This is a genomic window from Candidatus Kurthia intestinigallinarum (assembly GCF_003991225.1).
Classification (GTDB): Bacteria; Bacillota; Bacilli; order Bacillales_A; family Planococcaceae; genus Kurthia; species Kurthia populi.
This window is the reverse complement of record NZ_JTFC01000135.1, coordinates 1-1,153: the sequence shown is the minus strand read 5'-3', so window position 1 is coordinate 1,153 and position 1,153 is coordinate 1. Positions and strand designations below refer to the sequence as shown.

The window sequence follows — 1,153 nt, the reverse complement described above, 5'->3', positions numbered from 1 at the left end:
GCTGGTTTACTATTGTGTTAGGTATAACAACATTGAGCCGAGGCGCCAATTATGAAAGTATGACCAATCTTAATCTGTATAGCGGTTATATTAATGCTTGGAATAATTGGTCTTTGACAGAATTTCAACTAATTATTTTTAATATTATAATGTTTGTTCCGTTAGGAATTTTATTACCATTTTACAATAAAAAATTTAACAGTTTTACCCCAGCACTAATAGTATCATTAGGAGTTACACTTTTGATTGAATGTATTCAACTTGTAACGCAAAAAGGTATTTTTGAATTAGATGATATATTTCATAACACATTAGGAGGTATTATTGGGTTCTATTTAATTATTGGTATTAGAGATTTTGTTCAACAAAGAAAATTGAAATCATTGATTAAAGCAATAGCACTCCCTACGATTTTTAGTATCATTTTATTAATACCGTTTACTTTCTATTCGATTAAAGAATTTGGGAACATGCCGATTCTTCCTGCTGAAAGACAAGATATGGAACATGTAACAGTTGAATCAAAATTAAATTTTTCGGATGAACCGTCAAGTGCAGCAATTTACCAAAACATAAGTGCAAATGATTTAGAGAATGGGAAGAAAATAGCTACTATTTTGAGTAATGAATATGGATTAACTCAAAAAGGAAAAATATACACAGAGAGTCGCAATCGAATTTTTAAATTCGAGGACGAATCATACAATATATACCAATTGAATTATGTCTTAACAGCTGGAACATGGACGCTTACAAATTTCGCTTCTGAAGAGCTAGAAATTTCACCAGCATTTGAGAAAACACAAAAAGAATTATTCGAAAAATGGATGAAAACAAGTAAATTGTTGCCGGATGATGTTAATTATTCTCTTCAGGGTAAAGAATTACGTTGGGATGTAATAACACCTGAATCAATCAAAAATTATAATCAAGATTTTTCGATGGGTCTTGTCATGATTACACCATCTAAAACGAAGATACCAAGTACAATCTTTTACTCAATAAACGAAAATAATTTTATAAAGAATGTCGATATTATTTCCCCTAAAAAAGCATATGAAGAGATAATAAATGGGAATTTTGAAATTTACCCAGCTTTAAGTAAAGGTGATAGTTTAAATATAACTGGGGTCGATATTTCATATGTTTATGA

1 protein-coding gene is annotated in these 1,153 nt (G+C 29.7%); it reads left to right on the top strand.

Annotation, left to right across the window (positions count from 1 at the left end):
• On the top strand, positions 1 to 1,153 hold a 1,153-nt coding region (locus tag QI30_RS19180; RefSeq protein ID WP_148113905.1), incomplete at both ends, for a VanZ family protein.